This is a genomic window from Shewanella sp. HL-SH8 (genome assembly GCF_051165765.1).
Classification (GTDB): domain Bacteria; phylum Pseudomonadota; class Gammaproteobacteria; order Enterobacterales; family Shewanellaceae; genus Shewanella; species Shewanella glacialimarina.
The window spans coordinates 480,673-504,110 of the sequence record NZ_CP195039.1; the positions used below are offsets into that span (position 1 = coordinate 480,673).

Genomic DNA, 23,438 nt, shown 5'->3' on the forward strand with positions numbered 1-23,438 from the left:
ACAATTTTGCTTTAAATGAGGCTTTTAGAGTTCATTTAAGAGCTTTTTAAATCACAATATTAAGATTTGCTTGGAGTTATAATGTGATCTGGCTGATATTTTACACGAAAACGTGCAAAAGGCAGCATTTGAAACATAAATATGATGTTAGGTAAACATTTTCTGGAGTAAACCGTGTCTGAATCTCAAATCGACTTTCGTCAAACTAAGTTTTTAATCAGTGCACCTGACATTGCACACTTAGATCAATATCTTCCTGGCGATGTAGGTGTTGAGATTGCATTTGCGGGCCGCTCTAATGCCGGTAAATCCAGTGCATTAAATGCGTTAACCGAGCAAAAAGGTTTAGCCAGAACCAGTAAAACACCTGGCCGTACTCAGTTAATTAACGTGTTTTCTCTCGCTGCTGACCGCCGTTTAGTTGATTTACCTGGTTATGGTTTTGCTAAAGTGCCATTAGCGTTAAAAAATAAATGGCAGCTTGCTTTGGGCGAGTATTTACAAAAACGTGCTTGCTTAAGTGGTGTGGTGGTATTGATGGACATTCGTCATCCGCTTAAAGATTTAGATATGCAAATGATTGAATGGGCGGTGTTCAGTGAAATTCCCGTGTTAGCTTTATTGACCAAATCTGACAAGCTTGCGCAAAACGTGAAGATGAAAACAGTTAACGCCGTGCGTAAAGATTTGTCTAAATTTGGCGATTGGGTTCAAGTTGAGCCATTTTCGTCAACTAAAGGCACAGGTAAGCCAAAAGTGCTGAGTATTTTAAATAAGTGGTGTAATCCACAATGGCTACTTGATCAGCAAGCGCTTGAAAAAGAAAAACAAGAGCAGCATGATTAGCAGCTACTTATCGATAATAAAAAAGCGTAATGTGTTAATCACATTACGCTTTTTTATTGGTATATCATTTTTTACAAGCAAAAAAAACCGATAACCATAGGGCTATCGGTATAAAATTCTTTAGCTCTTTTTGGGGAGAAGCTAAATTCAACAAGACTCAAGTGACATCAACTCAATTTGATGACTCTCAATACAAATATAATAACGCTATTTTTAATTTAGTTAAAGTATTTACTCTAAAAATTTGAATTAAAATTACAAATAATCATTAATTTGCTCACTGTGCAGTTTTAAAGTCACAAATCGATTAAAAAAAACCAAAAAAAAGCCTCAGCAATAAGCATTGCTGAGGCGCCGAATTTGGCTGGTCACTATCGCTAGTGAAATAAAGGTTTGAAAGACTGAACATCTTAACCTCTGTACCCTACGACAAGAATAATACCCTATTGGACTTTAAATGGAAAACTGTTTTTCATATAAAACGACAATAATGTGAGCTTAAGCACAGTCGGCTGCTTTCTATTTTTTATTCATCTATCATTATTATAGATTTTAGTTATTAATATCAGAGGATTGGCGTTAATTTTAGCCGATAAAAAAACCGCGCTATTCTGGCGCGGTTTTGGCTTGATCTTGAATCGAGTTAACTTTTTTGGCATTTATGAGCTTAGTGGGCTTGATCCCAGTTGTCTCCAATACCAGCTTCTGCGAGTAAATAAACATCTAATTTGGCAGCATCGGCCATCAGCTGACACACTTTTTGTTTTAGCGCCTCTGCTTGATCTGCATCCACTTCAAACACTAGTTCATCGTGAACTTGCATTATCATGCTTATCTCGCCATGGGTGTCTTGCTTTATCCAGTTTGCTACAGCAATCATCGCTTTTTTGATAATGTCCGCAGCAGTACCTTGCATTGGCGCGTTAATCGCAGCGCGCTCTGCAGCTTGGCGGCGCATGGCATTACGATCTTTTATTTCCGGTAAATACAGACGACGACCATATAAAGTGGTTACGTATCCTTGTTCAGCTGCATCAGATCGTGTGTCTTCCATATACTTTAATACGCCAGGGTAACGGGCAAAGTAGGTGTCGATATAGGTTTGGGCTTCATTGCGTGGAATATCTAATTGCTTAGCTAAACCGAATGCTGACATGCCGTAAATCAAACCAAAGTTGACTGCTTTAGCACGGCGGCGTTGTTCTGTGGTGACTTCTTCAAAATGTACGCCAAACACTTCAGCTGCAGTTGCCTTGTGAATATCTTTACCTTCGGCAAAGGCTGTTAATAGGCCTTTGTCCTGTGACAAATGCGCCATAATACGCAATTCAATTTGCGAGTAATCCGCCGCTAATATCTTACGACCTTCTGGAGCAATAAACGCTTGGCGAATACGGCGACCTTCTTCGGTGCGAATAGGAATATTCTGTAAGTTTGGATCGCTAGATGATAAACGTCCGGTTGCCGCATTAGCCTGATGGTAACTGGTGTGCACGCGTCCGGTGGTAGAGTTAACCATTAACGGTAATTTATCGGTATAGGTACTTTTTAATTTAGCCAAACTGCGGTGCTGCAAAATAATTTTAGGCAATGGGTAGTCTAGCGCGAGTTCAACTAAGACATCTTCAGCGGTAGATGGTGCGCCTTTAGGTGTTTTCTTTTTAACTGGGTATTTTAACTTGTCGAAAAATATCACTTGCAGCTGTTTGGGTGAGGCAAGGTTAAATTTTTCTTCGGCTATTTCATATGCCTCTTGCTCTAGTTGGTCGAGCTTTTGAGCTAATTCCCCACTTTGTTGGCTTAATAGCATTGAGTCGATATACACACCTTGTCGCTCTATATCGGACAATACTTGAATAAGTGGCAATTCTAGCTCATTAAATACGCTGGCAAGTTTGGCTTCTTTTTCGACTCTTGGCCATAAGTGCTGATGTAAGCGAAGGGTAATATCGGCATCTTCTGCGGCATAGGGTGCGGCAGTATCGAGCGACACTTGATTAAAGGTGATTTGTTTGGCGCCTTTACCTGCAACTTCTTCAAAACTGATATTTTTATGGCCTAGATACTTAAGCGCTAAACCGTCCATATCATGACGTGATGCAACCGAGTTAAACACGTAAGATTCAAGCATGGTGTCGTAACGCACCCCTTGTAACTTAATGCCGGCGTTAGCAAATATACTGATGTCGTATTTTAGGTTCTGACCGACTTTCTCAGGTTTAGTGCCTTCAAGAATAGGGCGAAGTTTTTCTAATGCAGCCGCTTTATTCAGTTGCTGAGGCGCTCCTTCATAATCGTGTCCTAGAGGTAAATAGGCTGCTTTTCCGGCTTCTACCGCAAATGAAATCCCGACTAATTCAGCATCCATATAATTTAAACTGGTAGTTTCGGTATCGACTGCAATTAACTCTGCCTGACCTAATGTGATTATCCATTGGTCAAGTTGCTCGTCAGTCAAAATGGTTTGGTAGTCAGTTTCTATTACAACTGGCACCGAACTTGGCTCATCCGTTTCTTCAGCTTTAGGCGCTGTTGGGTTGTTGTTATCCAATACCTCTGCTAACCAACGCTTAAATTCCATTTCGCCATAACAAGCAATGAGTTCGTCACGGTTTTGCGGTTTAATATCCAGACCATGCCAGTCTTGCTCTAGTTCAACATCTGTTTTGATGGTTGCTAACTCATAAGACAATTTCAACATGTCTGCGTTATCGATGATTTTAGCAGGCATGGTTTTTGAGCCTCTAAAGTTCACCTCTAGTACAGATTGAGGATCGGCTAGTAATTTTGCCACGCTGCCAACTCCCGTTAACATTGCAAGGGCGGTTTTTTCACCTACACCAGGTAAGCCTGGAATGTTATCGGCTTTATCTCCCATCAAGGCTAAAAAATCGATGATCAATTCTGGGCCGACACCAAATTTGGTTTTGATTTCTTCTGGCCCCATGATGGTATCTGTCATGGTATTGATTAACGTGACATGTTCATCAACGAGCTGGGCCATGTCTTTATCGCCAGTACTGATTAATGTCGCCCGACCTTCTTTACTTGCCTGGCGAGAAAGAGTGCCTATGACATCATCGGCTTCTACACCTTCAATGCTGATTAGTGGTAAGCCTAATGCGCGAATAATACGGTGTAATGGCTCAATTTGACTGCGCAAATCATCCGGCATAGGAGGACGTTGCGCCTTGTACTCACTGTACATGTCATTACGGAATGTTTTACCTTTGGCGTCAAAAACCACCGCGATATGTGTGGGCTCATATCTACTTAATAGGCTACGCAACATGTTTACCACGCCATATACAGCGCCTGTTGCTTCTCCTTTAGAGTTGGTTAAGTGTGGTGGTGCGTAGTAAGCGCGATAAAGATAAGATGATCCATCGACCAAAATAAGCGGATTATGAGCAACTGTAGGCATAAAATGAGTTCGTTTCTGTTATGTTAAAAAGAATATACTAGCAGTGAATATAGCATGAAATAGGCTATGAATGTTTGAACGTTACGAGTAACTTAACTCAAGCGTTATTTGTCAACAAAAATGACCACGTAAAACGGTCACAGCCTGTGGATAAGTCTGTGAGTCATTTTGTGTAAATAACAGGATAGTTTTAAATACGACTAGAATTGAAAAACTTAACTTGTTGAATTTTAGTGTTTATTTTAATTTTTGTGAGCGGTATATAAGTTTTATAAATTATTCTTATTATGTGGACTTTTTTATTTAACTGGGTTAGCCCCTTGATATATAAACGATAGATTGAAGATCTTTTGGCGTTTCAAACTACATCAGATACATTCATTTAATAGGGTGTATTATCCAACAATCCAGTTCTTTAATTTTTCGTAGTCAGTTGTGTTATAAAATTGAATAACTGACTTTACAAAAAATTGGATGAGCTAAGTTAGCACGATTTTTAATCAGATCAAGTCTTTTGTTGAGCATTTGTTAAAAAATAAAGCAATCAATCTTAAGGTGAAGGAACCGACAATGAAAACTATTGCAGTATTATTAAGTGGATGTGGTGTGTTTGATGGCACTGAAGTGCATGAGGCTGTTTTAACCTTACTGGCGTTGTCTCGTGCGGGTGCTAAGTATCAGTGTTTTGCCCCTGATATTGATCAAATGCATGTGGTTAACCATTTAACTGGTGAGGTTACAGCCCAAGAAACACGAAACGTATTAGTTGAGTCAGCACGAATTGCCAGAGGAGAAGTGCTTAACGCAGCCAACTTAGATGTTGACCAGTTTGATGGCTTGATTGTGCCTGGTGGATTTGGCGCAGCGAAAAACTTATCTAATTTTGCCACCAACGGCAGTGATTGCATTATTTCGCCTATTGTTGAGACCTTTTTGCGGGAGTTTGCGTTGGCGAATAAGCCAGTAGGCTACATGTGTATTGCCCCTATGATGCTACCTGTTATTTACACGAATGTTAAGGGCACTATTGGCCGTGACAATGAAACTGCTCATGCATTTAATGAAATGGGCGGCGAACATCATGCGGCGAATGTTGAGGATATTTTTGTTGATGAGGCGAATAAAATAGTCACAACTCCAGCTTACATGCTGGCAACTAGCATTGCACAAGCTAATGAAGGCATCGAGAAACTGGTTAATAAGGTGTTAGAAATGATAGGGTAAATGCTAACCCTCGCTTGCCAGCAATGACAAAGAGGAGGGTTAGCTTTTAGCTGATTTACGGCTATCGAATAGTGCTTGAGCTAGACCCACCAACAAACCACCCACATGCGCTCCGTTAGCTATTGGCATACCTAATAAATCGGTAAACCCTAATATTAACCAAACCATCATAAAGCCCATATAAGATTGTGGTAATGCGATACTACAATCTGGTTTTCGTACACCCATTAACCAGGTGTACCCGACTACCGCATAGACCACGCCAGATAAGCCGCCAAAATTGGGACCTGTAATAAAAAATTGTAAAATATTGGGCAAGGTGCCCGCCATAAGCAATAAAAACAATAAGGGCCTAGTCCCTAAGCGAGTTTCTATTTTACCACCCAAATACCACCACCAGAGTAAATTGAAAATAATATGCATCGCGGAAAAGTGCATTAATGAGGGGGTAAATACACGCCAAACTTGATTAAGGTTGCTGTCAGGCACAGCGCTAAAAAATGATAATGCGCTAAAGGTGGCATTACCCAGACCTAAGTTCATTAATGCATATACAACAACACAACTAAAAAAGGTGATTAATGTCAGTGGTCCTGCGCCGGTAATAAATTGCTGGGCTAAGCCTAAAACACCTGAACCATAATCAAACTTTGTCTGTGTACTGCCATTATCCCACGAAGCCTGTAGATATTTGTCATCGTGAGGATGCAACACAAATTGAGCAAATTCATTACGGGCCTTTGCTTCATGTTGTGGCTCAACTAACATAATGGCCACGCCATGAGGGTGAGGCTCAATATGGCTCTCAATACCCAAGCCTGTTAGGTAATCCACAAAAGCCTGTGCGGTGCGAGCGTATGGTAGCAGGCCAATTTCTATCATGCGTGGGCGGCTCCCCATGCGACATAACCACCATCAAGGCTATAGACATCATCAAAACCTTGTTCAATAAGGTAGCCTGCAGCGCCTTGGCTGCTTATACCGTGGTAACAGACAACCACTAGTGGTTTATCCATATCGGCATCGGCAATAAACTGAGCGATATTTTCGTTAGTTAAATTGATCGAGTTTTCAATATGCCCGGCATTAAAAGTGGCGCCATCGCGAATATCAACAATCTGTACATCGTTAGAATCTGTAGTCATATGGATGAGTTCGTTGATAGATAAATGCTTAAAAGTCGACATGCTGCACCTTAAGGTAAAAATAACGGAATAAATAACAAAGTAAACGTGATTATGTAATAAGGGGTTGTAATGATACAACCCCTTATTGGTGTGAATATTATGTTAGGTTTAGGGCTGTGCCTAAATTAGTCCCAATTTAAAATCACTTTTCCTGATTGGCCTGAACACATAGCGTCAAAGCCTTGTTGGAAGTCATCAATATTGAAATGATGGGTAATAATAGGTGACAGGTCTAATCCCGACTGAATTAAACTGGCCATTTTATACCAGGTTTCAAACATCTCGCGGCCATAAATACCTTTGATGATTAACCCTTTGAAAATGACTTTGCTCCAGTCAATAGCCATATCGCCACCAGGAATACCTAGCATGGCAATTTTGCCGCCGTGATTCATGGTGTCTAACATGGCGTGGAACGCTGATGGCACCCCAGACATTTCTAAGCCGGCGTCAAAGCCTTCTGTCATGCCGAGATCTTTCATCACATCTTTTAAGTTTTCTTTGGCGGCGTTTACAGCGCGGGTTACACCCATTTTGCGGGCCAAGTCTAAGCGGTATTCGTTAACATCGGTAATCACCACATGGCGAGCGCCCACATGCTTACACACCGCCGCAGCCATAATACCAATAGGCCCAGCACCTGTGATTAATACATCTTCACCGACCAAATCAAATGACAATGCGGTGTGAACAGCGTTACCAAATGGGTCAAAAATAGCGGCTAATTCATCCGGAATGTCCGCTGGAATTTTAAAGGCATTAAATGCTGGTAATACTAAAAACTCAGCAAATGCGCCATCACGGTTTACACCCACACCAGAAGTGTTACGACATAAATGAGTGCGACCGCCTCGGCAGTTTCGGCAATACCCACAGGTAATGTGGCCTTCACCTGACACGCGATCGCCAATAGCAAATCCGCGCACTTCCTGGCCCATGCCGACCACTTCACCGACATACTCATGACCCGCGATCATAGGAACAGGAATGGTCTTTTGCGCCCATTCGTCCCATTTGTAAATATGTACGTCAGTGCCGCAAATAGCCGTTTTACGAATTTTGATTAATAGGTCGTTATGACCTACTTCTGGTTTTGGTGCGTCAACCATCCAGATGCCTTCTTCAGGCTTTAATTTACTTAGTGCTTTCATCTTAATAACCTATTATTTCCGAGCTGTTGTCGTCTTGGCTAAGATCAAATAATGCCCATGTCTTTACCTATTCGGGTAAAGGCACTGATAGCATGGTCTAATTGCTCACGGGTGTGTGCGGCTGACATTTGGGTGCGAATACGTGCTTGTCCTTTAGGAACAACAGGGAATGAGAAAGCTACCACGTAGATATTTTCAGCCAGTAATTTGTTAGCAAAGTCACTTGCTAGTTTGGCATCGCCAATCATAACCGGAATAATGGCATGATCTGCGCCGCCTAAAGTAAAGCCTGCAGCTGTCATTTGCTCACGGAAATAACGGCTGTTTTCCCATACGGCTTCACGCAAGTTTTGCCCTGTTTGTAGCATTTCCAGCACACGAATCGACGCACTGACAATTGATGGGGCTAAAGAGTTTGAAAATAAGTAAGGGCGTGAACGTTGACGTAACCATTCAACCACTTCTTTTTTAGCGGCAGTAAAGCCACCTGATGCGCCACCTAATGCTTTACCTAAAGTACCAGTAATGATGTCAACTCTATCCATAACATCACAGTACTCGTGAGTACCTCGACCATTTTGACCAATAAAACCTACCGCGTGAGAGTCATCGACCATCACTAATGCACCGTATTTATCGGCTAAATCACATACGCCTTTCAGGTTGGCAATTACGCCGTCCATCGAAAATACACCGTCGGTGGCAATCAGAATATTGCGTGCACCAGCGTCTTGAGCTGCTTTTAATTGGACTTCTAAATCAGCCATATCATTATTGGCATAGCGGAAACGCTTCGCTTTACATAAGCGTACGCCGTCAATGATTGAGGCGTGATTAAGTGCGTCAGACACAATGGCATCTTCGGCATCTAATAAGGTTTCGAACAAACCGGCGTTGGCATCAAAACAAGAAGAATACAAAATAGTATCTTCAGTACCTAAAAACGCGCTTAAGCTTGCTTCTAATTGCTTATGAATATCTTGAGTACCACAGATAAAACGCACCGAAGCCATACCAAAACCATGGGTGTCTAAACCCGCTTTTGCTGCTGCAATAAGGTCAGGGTGATTCGCTAAACCTAGATAGTTATTAGCACAAAAATTAATAACTTGAGTGTGATTAACTTCAATCGAGGTTTGCTGAGCAGATGCAATTACACGCTCACTTTTATATAAGCCATCGGTTTTTACATCGGCAATTTGTTGGTTGATACGGTCATAGAAAGAGGTTGAGGCCACCTTTTTTCTCCTAGATATTGGTTATTATGCTAATCCAAACCTCAGTGTAAAATCGGTCTACACGGGGCAGGTCAGTTGGAGTTGATGGCATTCTAACCTGTATTTTTGTTGTCCCACAGTGTTTTTTATAGTGGCAAATGCAACATTAACAAGATTAGGGCAATTGAGGTGTTTCGATTAGAAAATCTAATCAGAATTATGAATGAATTGTTATCGAAAATACCGCCAACCCACATACTATTGTAGCGGGTTCGGGCAACATTGTTTGATGGCTGTAGAGTTTACGCTGCGGCAGCGCGCTCTTGGCTAGCGATATCACGATAATGATGTTCTAAACGATCAAACGTGGCGATGGATGACGGCGTTGAGTAAGCTTTAAAAATCATCATAACCCGTAATAAACCATCGTATAAAGTGGCTTTAGTTATGGTGCCAATACTCGTTTGCGTTAACTGGTAGCTAATCCAAAAACTCACCATCATTTTAATCGTGTCAGCTAAGTCGATAATGCGGTCATCATCTACGGCTAATATGCCGTCTTTTTTCAGTTTGCGTAATACATCACTAGAGCGATTTAATACCTGCTGCTGGGCATGTAAATAACGTTTTTTAAGCGCATCATCACGACTTAAAATATCGGCTAAATTAGCGTACATAAAGCGGAACTGCCATAGGGTATAAAACATGGCATCAAAATAACCAATCAGTAAGTCAACCGTAATTGGGATGTCATCGTACGGCTTAAACCCCGACTCCAAATGACTTTCATACAAACTGAATATGGAGTTAATGATGTCCTCTTTATTGCGGAAGTGGTAATACAAATTACCCGGGCTAATACCTAAATGGGCAGCAATATGATTGGTTGTTGTGGCACGTTCACCGTGTTCATTAAACAGTTCGAGGCTTGCAAAAACAATTTTATCGCGGGTTTTCATGCGGTTTCCAATTTCAACAAAAAGTCATTTACGCTTATGGCGACATGATAATCGAGAGTTCATATCCCTATGAATTATGATTATGTTAACATTGTGTTTATCTGACAAGCAAAAATCTCAAAAGTAGCTAATTAATGTTCCGAATTCTGTATTCGATATTTCTTTACCTCTTGTTTCCATTAGTTGTAATTTATTTTGGCGTGCGTGCCTATAAGAGTGTTGACTACCGCAGTCGTTGGGGTGAACGTTTTGGTTTAACCCAATGGGCAAAAACCGATGTGGTGGTGCATTGTGTCTCAATGGGTGAAACCTTGGCCGCTGTGCCGCTAATTAAAAAGCTAATTAAAACCTATCCAGAGTATAAATTTACCGTCACGACGACTAGCCCAACAGGGTCTAGCGAAGTGGTCAAAGCATTTGGCACTAAAGTACAGCATTGCTATTTACCGCTGGATTTTGCTTATGCAGTGAAGCGATTTTTACGCCAGACAAAACCCCAAATGTTGATCATTATGGAAACCGAGTTGTGGCCAAACTTGTTATATTTTGCAGATAAACAGCAAGTTAAGTTAGTTCTAGCCAATGCGCGTTTGTCAGCAAAATCTGCTAAAAAGTATCAAAGTAAGTCATGGCTAACTCGGCCTATGTTAAAACGATTAAGCGCTATTGCGGTGCAAACTCAAGCAGAAGCTAGCCGGTTTTCTTCGTTAGGTGTTGACCCCGCCGTTGTGCATGTGTGTGGCAGCTTAAAATTTGACCTCACAATTGATCCGCAAAAATTACAGCAAGCTCAAGCGTTAAGGCTGCAATGGCAACGCCAACAAGCGCCGATTTGGGTGGCGGGCAGTGTTCATCCCGGCGAGTTTGACGCAATATTAACTGCACATAAACAACTGTTAGCCAAATACCCTCAAGCCTTGTTAATTATGGCGCCGCGTCATCCTGAGCAATTTAATTTAGCAGCTATTACCATTGCTCAAGCTGGTCTGCAATTAGCGCGTCGTAGTATGAATGATAACGTGGTTGAACAAACTCAAGTGTTACTAGGCGACACTATGGGGGAGTTGGTGATGTTATATGGCGCAGCAGACCAAGCTTTTGTCGGCGGCACGTTAATTAATAACGGTGGGCACAACCCACTAGAGCCAGCAGCAATGGGGTTACCCGTCACTGTGGGGCCTAATCATTGGGATTTTGCCGAAATTACTGCGCTGCTGAAACAAGCTGGAGGTCTTAAAGTGGTAGCCAATGCTGATGATCTTGCCGACACACTACTGCACTTTTTTGAACATCAGCAAGATTATCAACAAGCTGTGCTAGCTGCGCGTGGTGTTGTTGAGCAAAATAAAGGCGCACTTGAAAAGCAATATGCGCTAATCGCGCAGTTATTAACGCACTAAAATACACGAAAGTGCTCAATAGGCTGCTTTTATTGGCGCTTAATTTACAGCCCTATTGGGTTTAGCGTTTGATAGCCCTGGATTAATTGTTGCCAGTTTTCTGTGGTGAATGGTAAGGCCGGTTGTTTAGTTTGCTCTTTGTTAAACGAGCGCAATAATCGTTGTAAATTTGCCTGTTGCCATTGTTTCTGCGGTGATTTAATTTCACCGCGATCAAAATCGATTAACGAGAATGAATCACCAGAGATTAAAATGTTCTTCGCGTTAAGATCGGCATGGTACACCCCACGCAGATGAAACTTAGCAATAGTTTGGCCCAATGCGTGCCACTGAGCCTCAGTAAGTGGCTGGTTAGTTAAATGCGCCACTAGATCTTTCGCACCAGCGACTCGCTCAATAATAATATCTGCTCGATACCAGAAACCAAAACGTTCAATTTTAGCCGCAATAGGGTTCGGTACCGCAAAACCTTCTTGATAAAGCAGCTCTAATAACGCTAACTCGGCATAGGCGCGTGTGCGAGCTAATCCTGTGTAGAAGTAAGCGTCACGGCTAAACTTTTCCATTAATCCACCACGCCAATAATGACGTAACACCCACTGTTGCTGTTGGTGTTCAGCACCGGTTTGCACAAACCAAGTGATGTAGCGTCCTTTGGACTGGCCAACGACTGCATCGTTCGCCTGCCAGTGCTCAACAGTGAAACTGTCGACAGTTAATTGTGCTGCCGATGGTGGGCACCAAGCAATAACGCCGTTGGATATGGATTTTAGCTGCATGAATAGTTAATAACCCTGCTAGATCAAAAGGGCATTATACCTTAAGATCACCCACTTGCATTCACTGGCAACTTCGCTTGCTTAATCTTACATTGGACGCCCATGAAGTTTGACCCCAGCAAGATGAAATCATTATGCCTTTTAAGGTTATCTGCCATTGGTGATGTGTGTCATGCCGTGGCTATGGTACAAGCTATTCAGCGTGAATATCCTGAGTTAAGTATTACCTGGATTATAGGTAAAGTAGAATATCAATTATTACAGCATCTCCCTGGGATAAAGTTTGTCATATTTGATAAGTCCCAAGGTTGGCGAAGTTATGGTGCATTGCGTAAATCATTAGCCGGACAAAAATTCGATGTGCTTTTACATATGCAGGTTGCGCTAAGGGCCACAATTGCCTCCTTGATGATTAAAGCAACGACTCGCATTGGATTTGATAAGGCCAGAGCCAAAGAAGGCCAGTGGCTAGTGACTAACCATGCGGTAGAACCACTAGCAACGCCACATGTTTTAGACGGTTTTATGGGGTTTGCCAAAGCCATTGGCGTGACAGACTTAACCCCGCGTTGGCATATTCCTGTCCCACAAGCTGACACCGACTTTGCCTCACAACTTATTGAGGATGATAAGGTATTGGTGATTTGCGCCGCAGCCAGTAAAGCTGAGCGTAACTGGTTACCTGAGCGCTACGCTGCCGTGGCCGATCATGCGATTTCGCAAGGCTTTAGGGTAATGTTGTGCGGTGGTCCCACAAAACTAGAAAAAGATTTAGCCGATGCGATTCAATCACACAGTCAACATATGTTAGACAACCAAGTCGGTAAAACATCCTTAACGCAACTGCTTGCGGTGTTAAAACAGGCTAAACGGGTGCTTGCCCCCGATACCGGACCATTACATATGGCGGTGACTCAGGGCACTGCCGTTATTGGTCTATATGCACACTCTAACCCTGATCGAACAGGGCCCTATTTCTATCGCCAACATACCGTGAGCGTTTATCCGCAAGTTATAGCGACGCAAGTGCAGGGCGACATTCCTTGGGGAAAAAGAGCCAAAGGCGATCATTTAATGGCCATGATTGAGGTTGCTGCTGTTATTGAGCAATTTGATTGTTTGAACATTAATATCTAAGGTTGCTGAGATATTAATGTTTCAGGAGCAAAATTGACAGCACCACTATTACACTAGCGGTCGATGTTTAGTTCACTGAATATTTTATCTGACAATAATTGATTTGAAGTAGCGGGTATTAAAAAAGAGTATATAAAATGGGCAAAGTATTAAATACTTTGCCCATTTTTTGTGGTCTAGTGAGTATTACTTGACCGTAGAAGGTTTATTTAACCAAGGTGATCTAGCATCTGTACCACCGTACAATTCGAACTTGCGACTCAGTTTTTGACCGCCATCACGAGTTAGTGGCTGCCAAGCTAAACTGCCACGGTTTGAAACCGGTTTTGGAAATATGGCATCAAAAGGTATTGAAATATAGAATCCTTTTGTAAAGCTACCTTCGCCAAACTCTTCTGCAGACAAGTTTGTTTTAGATGCAAAAGCACCAACAATCACACCACTATTAAACTGTTTAGCCAATTCAACGCTGACTCCACGATCTTCTGCTAGGAATTGACCATAGCTGACTCGAAGTGACACATCATCAAACCATTTGGGTTGATAGTACACACTAGCATGGCCGGTAAACGTTCCTGTTTGTGCACGGAAGTAAACGTTTGAGTCAGGGTCTAAATTGATTTCTTCATCAAAAAAGGCAAATATATCATCAGGATCACGCTGTTTTACATAGTTTGCATCAACACCAAAAGCCCATTCACTGTCTAATGGACGGTAAAGCACTTCTCCACCGACACCACCAAACATCATTTCTAAATAGCCAACATAAGCCTGGGCATAAATATTCTCACTGACTTTATCCAACCAGGTCAGTTGCAGATTGTCGACTCGAACAGGTGCGTCTGAAACATACTGTCTTACTAGTGTTCTGACTCGCTTTAAGTCAGTTCCATCAGGCGGAGTTTTATATTTAAACTGGTCATAGTTATCAAGTATATTTATATACATTGAACCGCCGACTTCAATATGCTCGGTTAACCAGCGACTGGCGGAACCATTGAGACCAAAGTTGTACATATAAAAGTTTTCTGAGCCACCAAAAGACTGTGCCAGCTTAGGCGCAAAACCAAAGTTCCACTGATCTTCTGTCTGCCAATCAGCTTTTTCTGTTGGCATATTAGGTTCAACAACAGTAATGCTATCTTTGATATCTGCATCAATATAATCGTATTTTACAGCAGCTTTAAACTGTTTGGCATCAATACGCGTTTCTGTTGTAGGTAAATGACCCGCTTCCTCAATAATATTGAATGTTTTAGCTTCAGGAAATTGATTGGCTAAAATGCGACCCGCTTGATCGTGGGCGTGTTTTCTATCACGATATTTAGTTTGCGCTCGCAACAACGGTAACTTGATCATTTTTAATATAAATTTTAGCGCCTTTATATCCTGCATCAAAAGCCAGTTGCTTATTTAATTCAGGTAAATCTACTTTGCGGTCTGCAGTATCAGGTTTATCTTCAATCACAGGTTTTGGTGTGTCACGCCAGTTAGATTTTAATGTATTAAAGTTGGTTGCCAAACTAAAGCCTAATGTCCAGGTATTACCACGCTCGTAACTGAGTTTAAAGTCACCCCAATTACCTGCCTTATATAGGACACCGAAGTTAATTGGGCTGTCTTGCTGTAATAGAACGCCGGTTCGAACCGCGGGGAAGTCAGACTGATAATCGTTGCCGTCATACTCTACCTTTAAACGCAATGGATCCCAGTGGGTTTGATACTCAATACCGACAAAAATAGCGCTACAACCTTTAAACCATCGTTCAAAGTCAATACTACCGCCAGTACCTTTATAACCAGTAGTTCTATTACAATCGACAGATGATGTTTTATCGGTATCAATTAAGTTACCACTATTACCAATATAGCCCCAGCCTATACCAATAGTGGCATCAAAAGGACCAAAGGCTTTGGTCATGGCAATAAATTCACTGTCAAATAACCCGGTACCACCAATATCACGTAAGCCTATAGATGTTTCAGGTATCCAATAGCTTTCTTCAAGTAAGCGTAGCTTTACGTCAATACCTTTGTCTGTGTAATAAGTGTCACCACTAAAGCTAGGGTCATCGCTGTACAGTACATCTGGTACTTGAGTGTACCTAATGGTTGTCTCTAACCAGGGAAAAAGTTGTAGTGACAAGGCACCGTGGTAGTAGTCTTCATTGAAGGTGGCATTGACGTTAAACTCCCCTTCAGGCGCCATTCTGCCTGTCGGCATTTGAATCAAACCAACGCCGCCAAAATCATTCTGCGATGGGGTGAGTTTAATGGTGGCAAATTCATCACTTTGCGCTTGAGTAGAAATAGCTATACCACTGATTATTAATGGGATAGCACAAAAAGAATAAACAGTCTGTTTTACATGACTCATGATTAACGCACCCAATGTCTTAGTAATTCGAGTATTGCACTATTTAACTCTGGCTCGTTATCTCTAACACCTTGAAAGTCTAAATAAATGATAGCACCTGGTGCAATATCAATGTGCTGTTGATTCCAATAAGCAATCGGATAGCTAGTGACTTTACCATCAGGCTGAATAAGCCAAGCAAAGCTATTTTCTGAGTCATTAATCGGCATTGCCAAATCTAAATAGGCAGTGGCTGGTTGATTAGCTTTAAATGGTAGTGGGCCATTTTCCTCTACAGCGCCAAGTACTAATACAGAGTCAGGTTTTGTCGGTAAAGTCAGTAAATATTGCCCAGTAAGCAGAGGATTTAGTTCTTGTTTGAGACGAATACTATCGAAATCAAGTGGGATAAATTCTCTTTTAATGAATTTATTGCCATTTATCCATGATGACAATGATTTAAGTGCATTAATATTTTGCGGTTGGCCCATGTCGGTATATTTAGTTTTAAGCGAGTTCAGTATTTTCTGCTGCTTTTGTTGAAATTGGGTTTCGGTTTTAGAGTCGTATAGACCAGCGGATAACCAATAAATAGCCTGTGGGTGTTGATTACTGGCAAATTGCGGACTGTGTATTAGACTATCTTGCATTATCTGTACTAGTCGAGGCGCCTGATCATAACGGAGTGTGAGTGATTGCTGTGCCGCAATTGACTGTTTAACCGTAATTGAAGTGCTTGCATTGATATTTTGCGAAAAAGTTATCACAAACACCAAGCATAATTGAATTAAAGACTTCATTTAGCGTCTCCAAAACCGTAAGGTTTTAACAAGGTTATATCGATATACGGCAAATTAGGGGCGATTTTTTGACGGCTTTTCAGCACTAAACCTGAGGTTTGATCGACCCAAAATTGATTGGTATATTCCATATTCAAATTGTGAACAACGACGTGTTCATTAAATTTTTTCGCTAATACTGGCTTATCATTAATCGATAACGTTTCATCAGCGATAAAAGTAAATGTCGAGTACTGTTGATAATTAAGGTGATAACCCGGTTGCCAATCAATAGTGTTTTGCCATTGTAAGGGGGTACTGGCTAAATGGAGCCCCAATGCAATAGGATCTGTTTGATCGCTAGTTAAACTCACTCTGTTACCATCATAAAGATTGATGGTTTTTAATAAACGACTGTTGCGAGTCACTAACATACCGGCATCAGATGAGACCCATTTTAGCTCTGCATTTTGTGAGCTAAATTGAGTGGGAGGAAGAGTTTGTGGAGCTTCGACTAAGGCGAGTAGAACATAGGCTTGATGGGCATCGTTAATGGTAACGTAAACACTCGAGTATGGGCTGCTAGCTATTTCACTCACCGGAATGTTATCACTAGGTAGGCCGACAACGCTTTCTTTTAGCATTGCTCCCACCTGTATCGCTGAATTGGTACAGCCAGTGAGCGCCAAAAAGGTGATAATGAATGGTAGGGCTTTGTTATGGGAAGTCGGATGCATACGAGCTCAATTCCTTAAGCTTTAAGATTATTGCTAAAAAAAGAAAATAAAAAAGCACATTAAAAAATGTGCTTTTAGTGCAGCCAAACGACTTAGTTTGATACTGAAGTTGTTGTCGTGCCAGTACCAGTACCTGTGCTAGAAGTCGTTGTGCCAGTGCCAGTACCTGGAGTTGTACCAGTGCCAGTACCTGTACCATCTTCAGCATTACTATCTTGCGTAGTAGTAACAACACCAGCAACAACAATAGCGCTAGTTACAACTAATAGACCAGTTGTAAGACCTGCAGCACCACCACCAGCAGCGGCACCACTAACACCTGCTTGAGTGCCAGCAGTATTTGCAGAAGCTGAACCGATTGTTAATAAAGCAATTGATAACGCGATAGCTGATTTTTTCATATTCAAAGTCTTCCCATAAAATAATTCAAACAAACCTGATGGAATATTAGCACATAACCGACCTACATCCATATATAATTCGATATAATTGCTCAATAAATATTCAGCCCTATCGAATCACAAATTTACACGATATTGTACTTTTTTACAAAAAAATGTTTAGTTTATTATCAATGATCAGTGTGTTGAGGTGCATAGAACTGATAAAATCATTAAAAATATATCATCAAGACTATTTAACTATGCACAGAAGAGCAATTTACCCTGGGACGTTTGATCCTGTTACTAATGGACATGCCGATCTTATCGAGCGAGCTGCGCGTTTGTTTAAGCATGTGATTATAGGCATTGCGTCTAATCCTTCTAAGCAACCTAGATTTACCCTTGAAGAGCGCGTAGCACAGGTTAATTTGGTTACCGCTCATTTAGATAATGTTGAGGTGGTAGGATTTACAGGGTTATTAGTTGACTTTGCAAAAGAGCAGAAAGCCAGTGTATTGGTTCGGGGTTTGCGTGCTGTGTCTGATTTTGAATATGAATTCCAACTGGCTAACATGAATCGTCGTTTAAGCCCTGATTTAGAATCGGTCTTTTTGACTCCAGCTGAAGAAAATTCATTTATATCATCTACCTTAGTAAAGGAAGTGGCTTTACACGGCGGTGATGTATCTCAATTCGTTCATCCACAGGTGGCAGTAGCACTGAAAATGAAAATAGCGCAGATGCATGCGCTGCAACAAGGTAAATAGGATTATGTTAAAAGGATTTAAGCTTTCCGCATTAGTCGCAGCCTTCGGCATAATAGTTATTACCCATAGCCCCCAATCTGAAGCAGCGCCTTGGGTTGATACATCTGATATTTATTTACGGGCTGATATTCAAGCCTTAGCCGATGCAGGTATCATAACTGTGCCAGTGAATACCTACCCGTTAATGTGGTCTGGTATAGGTGTTGATTTATCTAAAGCCGAACCATCACTGATGTCAGCAGATTTAGTCGATGCTTTCGCGCGAGTCAATTTTTATTATCAAATAGCTATTGGCAACCGCAACAACACAAGAATTAAAGCAACCGCAGCCAGTGATAGTGCTCGTTTTCAACATTTTGGTTCTGATTATCGTGAAAAAGGTGAGTTAATCGGCAGCCATGAATATATGGGTGAACGATTCGTTTATAAGATCAGTGCTTCTGCGAATTACGATCCATTAGATGATAAAGAAGTGCGTTTAGACGATTCTTACTTTGCAATGGTGATGGGAAATTGGATTGTTACCGCTAGCACCTTGAATCAATGGTGGGGGCCGGGGTTTGATTCTGGGTTAATTAAGTCAAATAATGCCCGTCCCGCACCATCATTAATGCTTAGTCGTAATAATGCTGCTGCATTTGAAACGCCGTTGTTATCCTGGGTAGGCCCCTGGACATTAACCGCGGGTTTTAGCCGTTTGGAAGAAGAGCGAGCGGTAGCAAATCCACTGCTGTGGAATTTTCGCGGCACTATTAGGCCACTAAAACAATTAGAGCTGGGTGTCTCGTGGACCACCAAGTTTTGTGGTGAAGGTGAAGAGTGTGGTTTTTCAACCTTCTTTGATGCTATCAGTGGTGGTAGTGAATGTGCTAGCGGCGATGCGAACTGTGATCCTACATTAGACACAAAAAATGGTAATCAGATGGCGGGCTTTGATGCACGTTATTCAGAGACTTGGTTTAATGTTCCTGTCGGTTTGTATTTAGAGCGCACCTGTGAAGATCCAAGTGGCTCAGCGCCATGGGATTCAGCCGGCTGCGGCATGATGATCGGTGCGGATACTCGTTTTGCTTTTGATAGCCAGCAATACAAATTGTTTTTTGAATACACCGACACTATAGTGGCGTGTGGAACAGATCAAAGTATCTTTAATTGTTTTTACGAACATAGTACCTATAAAAGTGGTTCGCGTTATTATGGCAGAGCTTTGGGCAGCACCTATGACAGTGATGCTAAAGTGTATGCTTTAGGCTTAGTGGGCCAGTTTAAAGACAGTCATGGTTTGAGTTCTATTCTACGTTACGCCCAGTTAAATAATGACGGCCAAAACAGTAGTAATGAATGGGCGCCCCAACCACCTAAAGAAGACGTGTTAATGTTAGAAGTGTCTTATCGTATGCCGATTTTGTCGGGAATGGTGACCTTTGGCGGTGCAGTTTCTAGTTCGAAGTTTGAAGTTGAAGATAATAAAACCGATGGTACGGTATTTGGTAGTTATGAATACCGTTTTTAAAGGCTAAATATTTTAGTCATAATGTATTCAATAAAAGGGAGCTTCGGCTCCCTTTTTGTATTCTAGTTTATGAGGCTCATGCTTGATGCAACCGATTTAATTTACCGAGGTTGGCACACTCCACAAAAAACCGTCGTGCGCTGGCCTAATTTTATCTCACTCAATAAATTACCACAGGCTGTGCAAGTTTGGCCGCCGCGACCATACACATGCAGTTTTTGGGCAAAGTAACCTGGTTTACCATCGGCATTAGTGAAGTCTTTCAGCGTGGTGCCACCTTGCTTGATGGCGTGAGCTAGAATTAATTTCACCTCATTAACTAAGATGGTCAAACGTTCAATGTCTATATTGCCAGCCGCTGTTTGTGGGTGAATACCCGCAGCAAATAATGCTTCATTGGCATAAATATTACCGACCCCGACGACAATGTGATTGTCCATCAAACACAGTTTAATAGCCTTTTTTTTACCGGCTAACGCAGTTTGCAGTTGGATAGTATTAAAGGCATCGCTAAGTGGCTCAGGCCCTAGCTTAGACAATAGCGGGTGAGCCTCTTCGGGGAGTTCATACCATAACCAGGCACCAAAGCGGCGGGGGTCGTTATAGCGCAGCATGCGACCATTGCTGAGGATTAAATCGATATGATCATGTTTTTCAGGCGGTGTATTGCGCGGCAAAATACGTAAACTGCCAGACATGCCTAAATGTACAATGGTAATGCCAGCATCGGTATCTATGAGTAAATATTTGGCGCGGCGACGCACGCTGTTGATTGTTTGGCCGACCATGTTTTGTGCAACATCAGGGACAGGCCAGCGTAATGAGCTATTGCGTACAATCAACTGGTCAACGGTTTGGCCGACAAGGAAAGGACTGACACCCTGGCGGGTGACCTCTACTTCTGGTAATTCTGGCATGGCTTAGCAATCTCTCTTATGGTGGGTCATCTACAATTATTCACTTTGATGCTTAGCGAGATTGTACGTTGACTATGGGCAATAGATCAGCGCGTAAGCTTGGGGGAATTTTATACCAATTCAATCCGGGTGATTGCAATAAACCCTCCTCTGTGAATAACAACCACACTTGGGGCTCGTCAATATTGGCAATGGCAAAGGTAATCTTGATAGGTTCAGAGGTATGTATGGGTTCAATTTGTAATGCAGATATAGCAATGTTTTGCCAAGCTTCAGTCCACTGCAAGCAGTTAAGGACGTCATCAGAGCACTGCCATTGACCGTTAGAGTCAGCAAGCCATTGATTATTGATGTGCAGTTGCTTTAACGGCAAGGTGCTGTCAAACAATGGCATTGCATCAGTTGGTACCTGTTCGGTTTTACTATTAATAAAGCTCAGTACAGCAATCATCATCGCTGTGACAAGGATAATAATGGTATTCCATTTTTTACGTGATAAAGCCATAAGCTCAATAGGATAATGAAACGTTATTTGAGTTTATCATCTATGGTGAGAAATACTAACTATCCTCAGCTTGATAGAAGTAACCACCTACGGCACTGATAAATCGAAATATCTGCACGCTTTCATTATTGCTTTGGCTATTTTCGAGATACGTGAGCTATTTGTTGTTATAGGCATCTAGCTCACGCGGTAAATAAATCGGTGTCTTCACTCACACAATAGAGGTAACAGAATCACAGCGGTCTGTTACAGACAATTGTTAATATCCTGCTTGGCTATCTGAACTATCTTCAATTTGACTTATCTTTCCCCTATAGATTTTTCTAAAACGTGAGTTAAAGTTGCTGAATAAAAACACGCTCGCCCTTGGCAATATGCTCATCCTTTTCACCAATTACGATTAAGCAGTTGGCGGTAACCATCGAATTCAACATGCCAGAGCCTTGAGCACCGTTTGAGATAACATGGACTTGTCCGTCTGCGGCAATATGATAAACCCCGCGTAGAAATTCAGTGCGGCCTGTTTTACTGCGTAACAACTCATCGGCAACCGCTGGCATATAACTGGGTTGCCATTGTTGTTCACCTGCCAATTGTTGTTCACCCGCAAGCTTACGTAATGCAGGTTGCACGAATTGTAAAAATGACACCATGACAGCGACAGGATTCCCCGGTAAGCCAAAGAACAAGCTGTTATTGATTTTACCTACCGCCAGAGGGCGACCGGGTCGCATATTGATGCGCCAAAAATTAATTTGACCAATTTTAGCCAGTACGGTTTTAATGTAATCAGCATTTCCTACAGACACACCACCAGAGCTAATCACAATATCTGCTTGCTCGGATGCCTGAAGTAAAGCGGCTGTAAGTGCCTGTTCATTATCTTCAATAATACCTAAGTCGATAATTTTGCAGCCTAACTTTCTGGCCATTGCTTTGATGGTGTAACGGTTAGAGTCGTAAATACAATTTGGTTTAAGGGCGTCACCTGGCTGGCTGACTTCATCGCCGGTGGAAAATACTGCCACTGTTGGTGCTTTAACCACTGATGCTTGATGAACCCCTAAAGAGGCTAATAAACCTATCTCAGCCGCACCTAAACGCTTACCTTTAACTAGGGCTACCTCATTAATAGCAATATCTTCACCGGCTAAGCGCACATGCTGACCTAGCTTAATATGAGTGGTTTCTAACAGCGTTAATTGGTTGTCCTGAGTGTCGCAAAGCTCCCGAGGTTGAATGGTATCGACACCTTGTGGGGTTGGCGCACCGGTCATAATGCTTACCGCTTCCCCTGGTTTTACAACCTTGTCATAGCCATGGCCAGCCAGTACTTCTGCCACTATGGTGAGTGGCTTGCCAGAAGCAACATCGTGATATGCAAACCCGTAACCGTCCATAGCTGAGTTAGTTTGCTGCGGAACGTTAACCGGGGAAATACAATCATTGGCTAAAACACGGTTGTCCAGTTCGTCTAAGTCGACTAACTCGGTTCCAACAAGTGGTTTAACCTGACTAAGAATATGATTAATGCCTTGCGCAACCGAAAGCCCTTGTTGGCCATCACTTGGTGTTTGTGCAGTTAAGATATCAATCGGCAAAGCAGCGGATTTAGCTTGCCAACTTTGTTGATATTGGATGACAAAATCGGCAATTTGAGCAACATTGTTGAGATTTAATCGAGTCAATTCTGCTGGCGTTTGTGTGTCATCGCAGCAAGCAATAGCGACAATGTTTTCATCATGGGTATGGATTAAAGGTTTGCCATGTGACGCGCGATGTAATTCAATTTTAGGCAAGGCCAGTTTTTTAAAACCTTCGACTAAGACTATATCAACTTTATCTACTTCAATTTGTTTCAGCAGGTGAACTAAGCTCGGGTCTGTCTCTAATGCATCCTCGGTCATTAACGCCCAGCGAACATGGGATGCTACAAGCACTTGCTTCGCGCCTGCTTTGCGCATTTCGTAACTGTCTTTGCCGGGAGTGTCGACATCAAAATCATGATGGGCATGTTTGATCACCGCTAAACGAAGTCCACGACGATTCAATTCAGGAATAAGCTGTTTCAATAGTGTGGTTTTGCCGGTGCCACTGTATGCACAAAAACCAAGAACAGGGATAGACAGTGGATTATTAAAAACGGAAGACATAATG

The 23,438-nt window shown here is 42.0% G+C and carries 19 protein-coding genes and 1 pseudogene; 6 read left to right on the forward strand and 14 right to left on the reverse strand.

Translation table 11 applies throughout. From position 1 onward, the window contains the following. The first annotated feature begins 174 nt into the window (after positions 1-174). Positions 175-846 (forward strand): ribosome biogenesis GTP-binding protein YihA/YsxC, encoded by a 672-nt coding sequence (gene yihA, locus ACRWQN_RS02105; RefSeq protein WP_434939636.1) that lies wholly within the window; start codon positions 175-177, stop codon positions 844-846. Between the two features lie 667 nt (positions 847-1,513). Here the strand turns inward: yihA and polA are convergent. Beyond that, a complete protein-coding gene (gene polA / locus ACRWQN_RS02110; protein ID WP_434939637.1) occupies positions 1,514-4,270 on the reverse strand; it encodes a DNA polymerase I in 2,757 nt (918 codons plus the stop codon). A gap of 570 nt (positions 4,271-4,840) precedes the next feature. Between polA and elbB the strand changes: the two genes are divergently transcribed. After that, entirely contained in the window at positions 4,841-5,494 is a 654-nt protein-coding gene (gene elbB / locus ACRWQN_RS02115; RefSeq protein WP_434930764.1) for an isoprenoid biosynthesis glyoxalase ElbB, read from the forward strand. Positions 5,495-5,533: 39 nt separating this feature from the next. Here the strand turns inward: elbB and glpG are convergent, their stop codons facing one another. The 5 genes from glpG to ACRWQN_RS02140 all read right to left on the reverse strand — a co-directional run bounded on the left by glpG (position 5,534) and on the right by ACRWQN_RS02140 (position 10,008). Further along, positions 5,534-6,376: a rhomboid family intramembrane serine protease GlpG gene (glpG, locus tag ACRWQN_RS02120; RefSeq protein ID WP_434939638.1), complete on the reverse strand. Its 843-nt coding sequence runs from the start codon at positions 6,374-6,376 to the stop codon at positions 5,534-5,536. Beyond that, on the reverse strand, positions 6,373-6,681 hold the full coding sequence (glpE, locus tag ACRWQN_RS02125) for a thiosulfate sulfurtransferase GlpE (protein ID WP_434927766.1): 309 nt from the start codon (positions 6,679-6,681) through the stop codon (positions 6,373-6,375). Before glpE ends, glpG begins: the two co-directional genes overlap by 4 nt. 125 nt (positions 6,682-6,806) lie before the next feature. Next, entirely contained in the window at positions 6,807-7,832 is a 1,026-nt protein-coding gene (gene tdh / locus ACRWQN_RS02130) for an L-threonine 3-dehydrogenase (protein ID WP_434939639.1), read from the reverse strand. A gap of 44 nt (positions 7,833-7,876) precedes the next feature. Then, positions 7,877-9,070, reverse strand: coding sequence for a glycine C-acetyltransferase (locus ACRWQN_RS02135; protein ID WP_434939640.1), 1,194 nt, complete (start codon positions 9,068-9,070; stop codon positions 7,877-7,879). A 281-nt stretch (positions 9,071-9,351) separates the two neighbouring features. After that, positions 9,352-10,008: a TetR/AcrR family transcriptional regulator gene (locus ACRWQN_RS02140; RefSeq protein ID WP_434927769.1), complete on the reverse strand. Its 657-nt coding sequence runs from the start codon at positions 10,006-10,008 to the stop codon at positions 9,352-9,354. 134 nt (positions 10,009-10,142) lie between these two features. Here ACRWQN_RS02140 and waaA point away from each other — a divergent pair, with 134 nt between their 5' ends. Next, positions 10,143-11,408, forward strand: a complete 1,266-nt coding sequence (gene waaA, locus ACRWQN_RS02145) for a lipid IV(A) 3-deoxy-D-manno-octulosonic acid transferase (RefSeq protein WP_434939641.1) — start codon at positions 10,143-10,145, stop codon at positions 11,406-11,408. Between the two features lie 44 nt (positions 11,409-11,452). On the opposite strand, the gene ACRWQN_RS02150 is transcribed toward waaA, so the two are convergent. Beyond that, on the reverse strand, positions 11,453-12,187 hold the full coding sequence (locus ACRWQN_RS02150; protein ID WP_434939642.1) for a 3-deoxy-D-manno-octulosonic acid kinase: 735 nt from the start codon (positions 12,185-12,187) through the stop codon (positions 11,453-11,455). A 102-nt stretch (positions 12,188-12,289) separates the two neighbouring features. On the opposite strand from ACRWQN_RS02150, the gene ACRWQN_RS02155 reads away from it, so the two are divergent. Further along, positions 12,290-13,324, forward strand: coding sequence for a glycosyltransferase family 9 protein (locus ACRWQN_RS02155; RefSeq protein ID WP_434939643.1), 1,035 nt, complete (start codon positions 12,290-12,292; stop codon positions 13,322-13,324). A gap of 186 nt (positions 13,325-13,510) precedes the next feature. On the opposite strand, the pseudogene ACRWQN_RS02160 reads toward ACRWQN_RS02155, so the two are convergent. From ACRWQN_RS02160 to ACRWQN_RS02175, 4 genes and pseudogenes are all read right to left on the reverse strand, one after another. Continuing rightward, positions 13,511-15,701: pseudogene (locus ACRWQN_RS02160) on the reverse strand (YjbH domain-containing protein). Between the two features lie 2 nt (positions 15,702-15,703). After that, entirely contained in the window at positions 15,704-16,480 is a 777-nt protein-coding gene (locus tag ACRWQN_RS02165) for a capsule biosynthesis GfcC family protein (protein ID WP_434939644.1), read from the reverse strand. Further along, entirely contained in the window at positions 16,477-17,103 is a 627-nt protein-coding gene (locus ACRWQN_RS02170) for a YjbF family lipoprotein (RefSeq protein ID WP_434939645.1), read from the reverse strand. Before ACRWQN_RS02170 ends, ACRWQN_RS02165 begins: the two co-directional genes overlap by 4 nt. Before the next feature lie 185 nt (positions 17,104-17,288). Next, complete coding sequence (locus tag ACRWQN_RS02175) at positions 17,289-17,597, reverse strand: hypothetical protein (protein ID WP_434939646.1); 309 nt, start codon at positions 17,595-17,597, stop codon at positions 17,289-17,291. A gap of 242 nt (positions 17,598-17,839) precedes the next feature. On the opposite strand from ACRWQN_RS02175, the gene coaD reads away from it, so the two are divergent. Then, positions 17,840-18,346 (forward strand): pantetheine-phosphate adenylyltransferase, encoded by a 507-nt coding sequence (coaD, locus tag ACRWQN_RS02180; protein WP_434930754.1) that lies wholly within the window; start codon positions 17,840-17,842, stop codon positions 18,344-18,346. A gap of 4 nt (positions 18,347-18,350) precedes the next feature. Further along, positions 18,351-19,859 (forward strand): capsule assembly Wzi family protein, encoded by a 1,509-nt coding sequence (locus ACRWQN_RS02185; protein WP_434939647.1) that lies wholly within the window; start codon positions 18,351-18,353, stop codon positions 19,857-19,859. A gap of 101 nt (positions 19,860-19,960) precedes the next feature. Here ACRWQN_RS02185 and mutM read toward each other — a convergent pair whose 3' ends face one another. The 3 genes from mutM to ACRWQN_RS02200 form a co-directional block, all read right to left on the reverse strand. After that, positions 19,961-20,776 (reverse strand): bifunctional DNA-formamidopyrimidine glycosylase/DNA-(apurinic or apyrimidinic site) lyase, encoded by an 816-nt coding sequence (mutM, locus tag ACRWQN_RS02190; protein WP_434939648.1) that lies wholly within the window; start codon positions 20,774-20,776, stop codon positions 19,961-19,963. A gap of 52 nt (positions 20,777-20,828) precedes the next feature. Continuing rightward, positions 20,829-21,281, reverse strand: coding sequence for a hypothetical protein (locus tag ACRWQN_RS02195; protein ID WP_434939649.1), 453 nt, complete (start codon positions 21,279-21,281; stop codon positions 20,829-20,831). Between the two features lie 335 nt (positions 21,282-21,616). Further along, positions 21,617-23,434: a bifunctional molybdopterin-guanine dinucleotide biosynthesis adaptor protein MobB/molybdopterin molybdotransferase MoeA gene (locus ACRWQN_RS02200; RefSeq protein WP_434939650.1), complete on the reverse strand. Its 1,818-nt coding sequence runs from the start codon at positions 23,432-23,434 to the stop codon at positions 21,617-21,619. Positions 23,435-23,438: the final 4 nt, after the last annotated feature.

Bases quoted from the DNA above. Each gene is read 5' to 3' on its own strand.
- ACRWQN_RS02200 (WP_434939650.1), bottom strand. From the start codon at position 23,434: ATGTCTTCCGTTTTTAATAATCCACTGTCTATCCCTGTTCTTGGTTTT.
- waaA (WP_434939641.1), top strand. From the start codon at position 10,143: ATGTTCCGAATTCTGTATTCGATATTTCTTTACCTCTTGTTTCCATTA.
- ACRWQN_RS02175 (WP_434939646.1), bottom strand. From the start codon at position 17,597: ATGAAAAAATCAGCTATCGCGTTATCAATTGCTTTATTAACAATCGGT.
- glpG (WP_434939638.1), bottom strand. From the start codon at position 6,376: ATGATAGAAATTGGCCTGCTACCATACGCTCGCACCGCACAGGCTTTT.
- glpE (WP_434927766.1), bottom strand. From the start codon at position 6,681: ATGTCGACTTTTAAGCATTTATCTATCAACGAACTCATCCATATGACT.
- ACRWQN_RS02185 (WP_434939647.1), top strand. From the start codon at position 18,351: ATGTTAAAAGGATTTAAGCTTTCCGCATTAGTCGCAGCCTTCGGCATA.
- ACRWQN_RS02150 (WP_434939642.1), bottom strand. From the start codon at position 12,187: ATGCAGCTAAAATCCATATCCAACGGCGTTATTGCTTGGTGCCCACCA.
- ACRWQN_RS02195 (WP_434939649.1), bottom strand. From the start codon at position 21,281: ATGGCTTTATCACGTAAAAAATGGAATACCATTATTATCCTTGTCACA.
- ACRWQN_RS02140 (WP_434927769.1), bottom strand. From the start codon at position 10,008: ATGAAAACCCGCGATAAAATTGTTTTTGCAAGCCTCGAACTGTTTAAT.
- ACRWQN_RS02170 (WP_434939645.1), bottom strand. From the start codon at position 17,103: ATGCTAAAAGAAAGCGTTGTCGGCCTACCTAGTGATAACATTCCGGTG.
- tdh (WP_434939639.1), bottom strand. From the start codon at position 7,832: ATGAAAGCACTAAGTAAATTAAAGCCTGAAGAAGGCATCTGGATGGTT.
- polA (WP_434939637.1), bottom strand. From the start codon at position 4,270: ATGCCTACAGTTGCTCATAATCCGCTTATTTTGGTCGATGGATCATCT.
- elbB (WP_434930764.1), top strand. From the start codon at position 4,841: ATGAAAACTATTGCAGTATTATTAAGTGGATGTGGTGTGTTTGATGGC.
- ACRWQN_RS02155 (WP_434939643.1), top strand. From the start codon at position 12,290: ATGAAGTTTGACCCCAGCAAGATGAAATCATTATGCCTTTTAAGGTTA.
- ACRWQN_RS02165 (WP_434939644.1), bottom strand. From the start codon at position 16,480: ATGAAGTCTTTAATTCAATTATGCTTGGTGTTTGTGATAACTTTTTCG.
- coaD (WP_434930754.1), top strand. From the start codon at position 17,840: ATGCACAGAAGAGCAATTTACCCTGGGACGTTTGATCCTGTTACTAAT.
- mutM (WP_434939648.1), bottom strand. From the start codon at position 20,776: ATGCCAGAATTACCAGAAGTAGAGGTCACCCGCCAGGGTGTCAGTCCT.